Source organism: Micrococcus lacusdianchii, assembly GCF_023155805.1.
GTDB classification, from domain to species: Bacteria; Actinomycetota; Actinomycetes; order Actinomycetales; family Micrococcaceae; genus Micrococcus; species Micrococcus lacusdianchii.
Genome location: NZ_JAKNUW010000013.1, coordinates 60,504 through 68,828 on the forward strand (window position 1 = coordinate 60,504; position 8,325 = coordinate 68,828).

The following is an 8,325-nucleotide window of genomic DNA, read 5'->3' on the forward strand; positions in this document are numbered from 1 at the left end:
CGGCTCAGCGCCGCCAGAGCAGCAGCGGCACCTCGCGCTCGGCGCGCGTCGGCGAGCCGTGCTGGCCCACCATCGCGAACGCCCGCGGGGACACCCGGCGGCCGTCGTAGAGCGCGAGGTCCCCGTGGCACGCGACGAGCAGCTCGCCGATGCGCGGCAGGACGCGCTCCGTCACGCGGTCCCCGAACCATCCGGCGGCCACGGCCTCCTCCCGGGTGACCACCCAGGCCTGGGCGCCGAACCGCTCCTGCCACGCCGCGCGGGTGCGGGCCCGCAGGGCGTCGCCGGGGTCGGCGGTGAAGTGCAGCTGCACCATCCGCGGCTCCCCCGCGGTGTGCGCCACCCCCTCGAGCAGCGCCGGGTCCACGAGTCGTCCGGCCTCATCGACAGCGGCGTAGTCCACGCGCCGGGCGACCGGGACGTCCACCATGCCGTGGTCGCCCGTGACCAGCACGAGGGTCCCCTGCGGCACCCGGGCCACGAGGCGGCGCACGGCGGCGTCGACCTCCTCGAGGGCGTGCAGCCACGCATCGGAGCCCACGCCGTGGCGATGCCCGGCCTTGTCCAGCTCGTTGGCGTAGAAGTACACCAGGGTGGGCTCGCGGGCCTCGGTCAGGACCCGCGCCACGTGCTGGGTGCGGGCGATCAGCCCCCGGCCGGACAGGAACCGCCCCCCGCGCAGGCCGGCCCGCGTGAGCGCGGAGTGCTCGAACTCCGGCAGGGACACCGTCACCGCGTCCACGCCCGCCGCCTCGGCGCGCTCGAACACCGTGGCGTGCGGCTGCCAGGCCACCGGGTCGGTGGCCTCGTCCCAGCCGCCCAGCATGTTCACGACGACGCGGCGCTCGGGGTCCAGGACGTCGTAGCCGGCCACGCCGTGCTCCCCCACGTCCAGGCCCGTGCCGAGGCTCGTGAGGGAGGCCGCCGTCGTGGTGGGCGTGGCCGCGACGAGGACGCGGCCGCCGTCGGCCATCGCGGCCCGCAGCGTGGGCGCATGGCCGCCGTGGCGCTTCAGGACCGACCGGCCCAGCCCGTCCACGAGGACCACGAGCACGCGGCGGGTGGACCCCAGGCCCAGCACGTCCTCGACACCCGGCACGCCCAGGGCCGCGGCGGCCGAGGTCAGGACGGAGCGCAGCGCCCGCTCGGGGGGCGTGGACGACGTCGGCGCGGCCGGCCCGCCGGCCGGGGTGAGGGCCTCGGCCGCCCCGCCCGGGGCATCCGCGGCCGGTCTCACGCCGCGACCGCCAGGTGGGCACGGCGCAGCACCCGGGCGAAGTGCAGGGCCGCGTCCACGGCCCCCTGACCCTCGGCGTCGGCCGCCACGCGGATCACCAGGTCCTCCCGGGCGGTGGTGCCCGTGTAGCCGTGGTCGGCGTCGCACCGGGGGTCCGCGCAGCCGGCCGGCTGCAGGTCCACGCGCTGGCCGCCGGCCCACTGCACGCCCAGGGTCATCTCCGCCACCGGGTCCTGCGGCCGGAACCGCTCCGGGTGGGCGTGGCCCGTGGTCAGCAGCACCGACTCGATGGACCGCAGGGGCACCATCTCCGTGGACACCTGCGCCAGCACCGCCTGGCCCGCGGGGTCGGCGGCGTGGTCGTCCAGGTGCACGGCCAGCAGGACGTCCCCGGCCACCACCAGGACCGTGATGTGCCGGTGGATCTCCTCGTAGTCGAAGTGGGTGTCCACGTGCACGAGGTGGGCCAGGGCGGTGCGCCCCTCCAGCTCCACGGCGATCGCGTGCGCCACGAGCTCCGGGTAGTACCCGGCCCGTCGCAGGGCCTCGTCGAGGGAGCCGTGGTCGTGGTTCCAGCGCAGCGCGGTCATGCCCACCATGCTAGGCACGCAGGGGACCGTCGGCTGACGCGCAGGGCGCCGGTCAGCTGGCGCGCAGGGCGCGACGGGCCGAGTCGGTGCGGCCGGCGGCGTTGGCCACGTCCACCTCGGCGGCCAGCACGGTGACCCCGCTCGCCGAGGCGAGCACGGGCGCGAAGCGCAGCCGGGCCACGGCGGCGAGGTCGTCCTTCAGGCAGCTGACGCGGGCCACCAGGTCCTCCAGGGCCGGCAGGTCCACCGCGGGCACGCCGCCGGCGCCCGCGAGCTTCACCGCCGCCCGCGGCGCCCGCACCATGCGCGCCACGTCCTGGTCGGTGAGCGGGGGCACCCGGTGCACCCAGTCCCCCAGCAGGTCCGTGGCGTCGCCGGCCATGCCGAAGGACACCACCGGGCCCAGCAGGGGGTCCTCCAGGGCCGTCACCATGCAGGACTGGCCGGTGGGCGCCATGGACTGCACCTCGAGCTCCGTCACGCCGAACGGGGCGAGCACCTGGCGCATGTGCTCCACGTTGCGCCGCAGCGAGTCGGCGTCCACCACGTTCAGGCGCACCCCGCCCAGGTCGATCCGGTGCCGCAGGTAGGGGTCCACGGCCTTCACGGCCACCGGGAAGCCGAGCTCCTCGGCCGCGGCCACGGCCTCGTCCGCCGTGGTGAACCGACGCGAGGGCAGCACGGAGATGCCGTAGAGGCCCAGCAGCCGCTCGGTCTCCTTCCCGGTCAGCCGGACGAGCTCGGTCCCCCGGGCTCGTCCGCACGCGGACTCCACGAGGGCCTCCGCGGCGCGGACGTCCACGTCGGACAGCTCGATCGGCTCGCCCGCGTCCTGTCGGCGCCACGCGCCGTACTCGGCGAGCCGGCCGAGCACGGTCAGCGCCGACCGCGGCGACGGGTAGAGGGGCACTCCGGGCTGGCGCGCGCCGGGCTCGGCGTCGTCGGCCGGCGCCCCCGCCCCGCCGAGGCGCGCGCCGGCGTACCGGGGGGTCACGGCGTCGGGCAGGCTCGCGAGCACCGGCACCGGGGCGTCCCGGGCCACCTCGGCGAGGGCGGCGGCCACCTGGTCCGCGGTCTCCTCGTCCTGGTGCAGGCCGAGGCGCCCCACCACCACGACGGCGTCCGAGTCCCCGGCCACGAGCGCCGCGGCCACGTGGCCCACGAGGTCGCGGGCCGGCGGCGCGATGCCCTGCTCCCGGTCGCCGAGGCCGAGGGTGGCGACGACCTCGAGGCCGGCCTGGGCGGCGGCGTCGCGGGCGATCCGGTCGAGCGCCAGGGAGTCCACCACCAGGCTGACGCGGCGTCCGGCGGGCATCGGCTGGGTGGCCACGGCCATCAGCAGGTCGAGCATGTCCTCGTGGGTGGCGACCTCGAGCACGCCGGTCTGGTCCAGCATCGAGTCCACGGCACCGGCCGGGGCCTGCGTGGTGCGGACCTCGTGGCCGGGCGGCAGGGCGCGCCCGGTGACGTCGGAGCGGACCACCACCACGGGCTTGGTGCGGGAGAGCCGCCGGGCGATGCGGGTGAACTTGCGGGGGTTGCCGAAGGACTCCAGGTACACGCCCACGGCGGCGGTCTGGGGGTCGTCCTCGAAGAACTGCATGGCGTCGTTGCCGGAGACGTCCGCCCGGTTGCCCGCGCTGAGGGAGGTGGACAGCCCGAGCCCGCGGCGCTTCATGGCGGCCGTGATCATGGCGCCCACGGCGCCGGACTGGCTGAACACGCCGATGGGCCCGCGGTGGGCCAGGCCTGGGGACGGGGAGGCGTTGAGGCGCACGGCGGGATCCGTGCGCACGAGCCCCGAGGAGGCGGGGCCGATCACGCGCATGCCGTGGGCCCGGGAGCGCGCCACGAGGCGGCGCTGCGCGCGCAGGCCCTCCTCGCCCGCGTCGGCGTAGCCCGAGGTGAGCACGAGCAGGCCGTGGGCCCCGAGGGCACCGGCCTGCTCGACGACCTCGTCCACCTCCGCCACGGGGACGGCGACGACGACGAGGTCGACGGGCTCCGCGATGTCCGCGAGGGAGGCGTGCGCCGTGAGGCCCTGGACGTCCTCGGCGGCGCGGTTGACGGCGTGCACGCGGCCGGTGAAGCCGCCCTCGAGGATGTGGCGCAGGACGATCGAGCCGACGGCTCCGGGGTCCCGGGAGGCGCCGACGACGGCGACCGACTCGGGCTCGACGAGCTCGGCCACGGAGCGGGCCTCGGCGCGGTGCTCGCGCGACTCCACGACGGCCCGCCAGCGGGCGGTGGGGTCGATGGGGAACTCCACGGCCACCACGCCGTCCTCGAAGTGACGGGCCACCTCGAAGCCGGAGTCCTGGAAGACGGAGAGCATCTTGCGGTTCTCCGGGAGGACCTCGGCGGTGAAGCGCCGGATGCCGTTCTCGCGGGCCGCCACGGCGAGGTGCTCCATGAGGATGGAGCCCAGGCCCTGGCCCTGGGAGGCGTCCGAGATGTTGAAGGCGACCTCGGCGGCGTCGGAGTCCCCGTAGCGGTCGTAGCGCCCCACGCCGAGCAGCCGGTCCCCGCGCACGATCACGAGGGCCACGCGGTCCCGGTGGTCCACGTGGGTGAACCGGTCCAGGTCCTTCTGGGACAGCTCGGACTTGTAGGTGAAGTAGCGCAGGTAGATGGAGGACTCGGACTGGCGGGAGTGCATGTCCTGCAGGCCGGCCGCGTCCTCGGGGGTGATGGGGCGCAGCCGGGCGGTGGCGCCGTCGCGGAGCACCACGTCGGCCTCCCAGCGGCTCGGGTACGCGCTTGCCGTGTCGGTCTCAGCCATAGGATTCAGCGTAGACAAGAACCGAGCCGTGAGGATCCCCCCAGCACCATGATGGCCAAGTCGTCCCGCTCCCGCACCGCTCGTGCCGAGGGGGCCCGCCCCCTGCCGCCGGAGCAGGAGAACATCGTCGACGTCGACGTCTCGCTGGAGATGGAGACGTCCTTCCTCGAGTACGCGTACTCGGTGATCTACTCGCGGGCGCTGCCGGACGCGCGGGACGGGCTCAAGCCGGTGCAGCGCCGCATCCTCTACATGATGTCCCAGATGGGTCTGCGCCCGGACCGCGGTCACGTGAAGTCCGCCCGCGTGGTGGGCGAGGTGATGGGCAAGCTGCACCCGCACGGGGACGCCGCGATCTACGACGCCATGGTCCGCCTGGCCCAGCCGTTCTCCCTGCGCCTGCCCGTGGTGGACGGGCACGGCAACTTCGGCTCGCTCGACGACGGCCCGGCCGCGCCCCGGTACACCGAGGCCCGGATGGCGCCGGCGGCCCTCGCGCTGACCGCCGACCTGGACGAGGACACGGTCGACTTCGTCCCGAACTACGACAACCAGTTCCAGCAGCCCGCGGTGCTGCCGGCGGCGTACCCGAACCTGCTGGTGAACGGCGCGGCGGGGATCGCCGTCGGCATGGCGACGAACATGGCCCCGCACAACCTGCGCGAGGTCGTGGCCGCGGCCCGGCACCTGCTCGCCGAGCCGGACGCGGACCTGGAGGCGCTCATGGCGCACGTGCCCGGCCCGGACCTGCCCTCCGGCGGCAGCATCGTCGGGCTGGACGGCATCCGGGACGCCTACACGAGCGGACGCGGCACGTTCCGCATGCGCGCGACCGCCGCGATCGAGCAGGTCTCCGCCCGGCGCACGGGGATCGTGATCACGGAGCTGCCGTACGCGGTGGGGCCGGAGAAGGTCATCGAGCGGATCAAGGACGGGGTGCGCGCCGGCCGCCTGCAGGGCATCGCGGACGTGGTGGACCTGACCGACCGCAAGCACGGCCTGCGCCTCGTGGTGGAGCTGAAGTCCGGGTTCAACGCCCCGGCGGTGCTGGCCGCGCTGTACCGGCACACGCCGCTCGAGGAGACCTTCGGCATCAACAACGTCGCCCTCGTGGACGGCCAGCCGCAGACCCTGGGCCTGCTGCCGCTGCTGCGCGTCTACGTGGACCACCGCCTCGACGTGGTCCGCCGCCGCACCGCCCACCGGCTGCAGCGCCGCCAGGACCGCCTCCACCTCGTGGAGGGCCTGCTGCTCGCCCTCGTGGACATCGACGAGGTCATCGAGATCATCCGCTCCTCGGACGACACGGCCGCCGCGCGCACCCGGCTGATGGGGGTCTTCGACCTCACCCAGGTGCAGGCGGACCACATCCTCGAGCTGCGCCTGCGCCAGCTCACGAAGTTCTCCCGGATCGAGCTCGAGGCCGAGCGGGACGAGCTGCAGGCCGCCATCGCCGAGCTCGAGGCGATCCTCGGCTCGGAGGCGCGCCTGCGCGAGGTGGTCTCCGCCGAGCTGCAGGCCGTGGCCGACGAGTTCGGCGACGACCGCCGCACCGTCCTGCTCGAGGCCGAGACCGTGGCCGCCCCCGCCGCCTCGACCGCCGGCGGGCCCACCCCCGCCGGGGCCGCCCAGGCCGGGGCGGACCTCATGGTCCCGGACACCGCCTGCTGGGCAGTGCTCACCACCTCCGGGCGCCTGCTGCGCACCGCCGACCGCACTCCGATCGCCTCGCAGGGGCGGCGCCGCAAGCACGACGCCTTCGCCTCCGTGGTGGCGACGACGGCCCGCGGCGAGATCGGCGCCCTCACCTCCACGGGCGCGCTGCACCGGATCCAGGCCGTGGACCTGCCCGCCGCGCCCGAGCCCTCCGCGGCCCCGGCGATGACCGGGTCCGTCCCCGCCAAGGAGCTGGTGCCCCTCGGCAAGGGCGAGAGCCTCGTGGCGCTCGTGCCCCTGGACGCCGTGATCGCCCTCGGCACCGCCCAGGGCGTGGTCAAGCGGGTCCGCCCCGAGTGGCCGCTGAACCGCGAGGTGGCGGAGGCGATCGCCCTCAAGGACGGCGACGCGGTGGTCGGCGCCGCCCCCGCCGTGGACGACGAGGACCAGCTGGTCTTCCTCACCCGCGCCGGGCAGCTGCTGCGCTACGCCGCGTCCGCGGTCCGCCCCCAGGGTCCGGCCGCCGGCGGCGTGGCCGGCCTGCGGGTGGCCGCCGACGACGCGGTCCTCGCCTTCGGCGTGGCCCCCGCCGCCTCCCTCACCGGCCCCGGCGACGACGCCGCCGCCCACCCGCGCCCCGCCGTCGTGGTGACGGTGACGGACGGCGAGGGCGACCTGCTCGGCTCCGCCGGCGGCTCCGTGAAGGTCACGCCCCTGGGCGAGTACCCGGCCAAGGGGCGCGGCACCGGCGGCGTGCGCGCGCACCGGCTGCTCAAGGGCGAGACGTCCCTCGTGCTCGGCTGGGTGGGCGCCGGCCCCGCGCTGGCCGCCTCGAAGGCCGGCGTGGCCCGGGCGCTGCCGGTCGAGTACGGGCGCCGCGACGGCTCGGGCGTGCCCGTGGACCAGCGCATCGAGGCCGTCGGCGCCGGGGCCTCCCCCGAGCTGCTCAGCGCGCCGCCGGTCGCGGACGACCCCGTGACGGTCTCGGCGGACTGACGCCCAGGCGCAGCCGCACGTCGGCCTCCGCGGCCAGGCGCTCGTCGTGGGTGACCACCACGGCGATCCGCCCGGCCAGGGCCGCGCGCAGGTCCGCCATCAGGGCCAGGGCCTCGTCCTGGCCCACGTGCGCGGTGGGCTCGTCCAGGAGCACGACGTCGGCCCGGGCCACGAGGGCGCGCGCCACGGCCAGGCGCTGGCGCTGGCCTCCCGAGAGCACGCGGCCGCCGGCGCCCACGGGCGTGTCCAGCCCCTCCGGGGCCGCCGCCAGCCAGGGGCCGAGGCCGACGCGCCCGAGCACCGCGGTGAGCTCCGCGTCGTCCGGGGCGTCCTCGGGATCCCGGGCGAGCGCCAGGTTGCCGCGCAGGCTGGAGTCGAACAGGAGCGCGTCCTGCGGCGTCCACGCCACGCGCGCCAGCGCCGCCGCGTCCGCGGGTGCCTCGACGCGGCGCCCGTCCGCCTCGGTGCGCAGCAGGTAGGCGCCCTCGGCCAGCGGCTGGAACCCCAGCAGCACGGCCAGCAGGGTGGACTTGCCCGCGCCGGAGGGCCCGGTGACGACGGCGGTCTGCCCCGGCTCGACGCACAGGTCGACGCCGCTCCAGAGCGGCGCGTCCGCGCCCTCGAAGCGGACGGCCGCGCCGCGCAGGGCCAGGCCCGTGACGCGCACGGGCGCCGCCGGCTCCGGGTCGGCGGACATCGGGGCGGACGTCGGGTCGGGCGTGGCCGAGGCCCGGCCCGGGTCCGCGGCGTCCGGGACCGCGGTGCCGGGCTCGTCCTCGCCCATCAGGTCGGCCGCGGCGCGCGCCTGGGACGCCAGGGTGCCCAGCTCCTGGGCGGACTGGGCGAGGGCCCCGTAGGGCTCCGCCCAGGACAGGACGAGCAGCACCGCGAAGGCGGCGACGGCCGCGGCGGTGCCGGTCTGGGTGGCCGTCAGGGCCACGGCCAGCGCGGTGCCCCCGGAGACGAGGACCGCCAGCGCCCGGCCGGCGCCCGCGGCCCACGCGGCCCGGCGCTGGGGCACCTGCAGGGCGGCGTCCGCCTCCGCGAGCCGGTCGGCGGCCGCC

At 76.6% G+C, this 8,325-nt stretch carries 5 protein-coding genes; 1 reads left to right on the top strand and 4 read right to left on the bottom strand.

Features of this window, described 5'->3' with window-relative positions; genetic code table 11:
• Window positions 1-4: 4 nt before the first annotated feature.
• From MA879_RS09220 to MA879_RS09230, 3 genes are read right to left on the bottom strand one after another with little or no spacing between them, the layout of a single operon-like run.
• Window positions 5-1,237 (bottom strand): alkaline phosphatase family protein, encoded by a 1,233-nt coding sequence (locus MA879_RS09220; RefSeq protein ID WP_248125430.1) that lies wholly within the window; start codon window positions 1,235-1,237, stop codon window positions 5-7.
• Entirely contained in the window at window positions 1,234-1,827 is a 594-nt protein-coding gene (locus tag MA879_RS09225) for a DUF5998 family protein (RefSeq protein ID WP_221419401.1), read from the bottom strand. Before MA879_RS09225 ends, MA879_RS09220 begins: the two co-directional genes overlap by 4 nt.
• A gap of 52 nt (window positions 1,828-1,879) precedes the next feature.
• Entirely contained in the window at window positions 1,880-4,609 is a 2,730-nt protein-coding gene (locus MA879_RS09230; protein ID WP_248125433.1) for a bifunctional acetate--CoA ligase family protein/GNAT family N-acetyltransferase, read from the bottom strand.
• A 48-nt stretch (window positions 4,610-4,657) separates the two neighbouring features.
• Between MA879_RS09230 and MA879_RS09235 the strand changes: the two genes are divergently transcribed.
• A complete protein-coding gene (locus MA879_RS09235) occupies window positions 4,658-7,261 on the top strand; it encodes a DNA gyrase/topoisomerase IV subunit A (RefSeq protein ID WP_248125436.1) in 2,604 nt (867 codons plus the stop codon).
• On the opposite strand, the gene MA879_RS09240 is transcribed toward MA879_RS09235, so the two are convergent.
• On the bottom strand, window positions 7,212-8,325 hold a 1,114-nt coding region (locus MA879_RS09240), incomplete at its 5' end, for an ATP-binding cassette domain-containing protein (protein ID WP_248125439.1). The two genes, MA879_RS09235 and MA879_RS09240, sit on opposite strands and share 50 nt — an antisense overlap.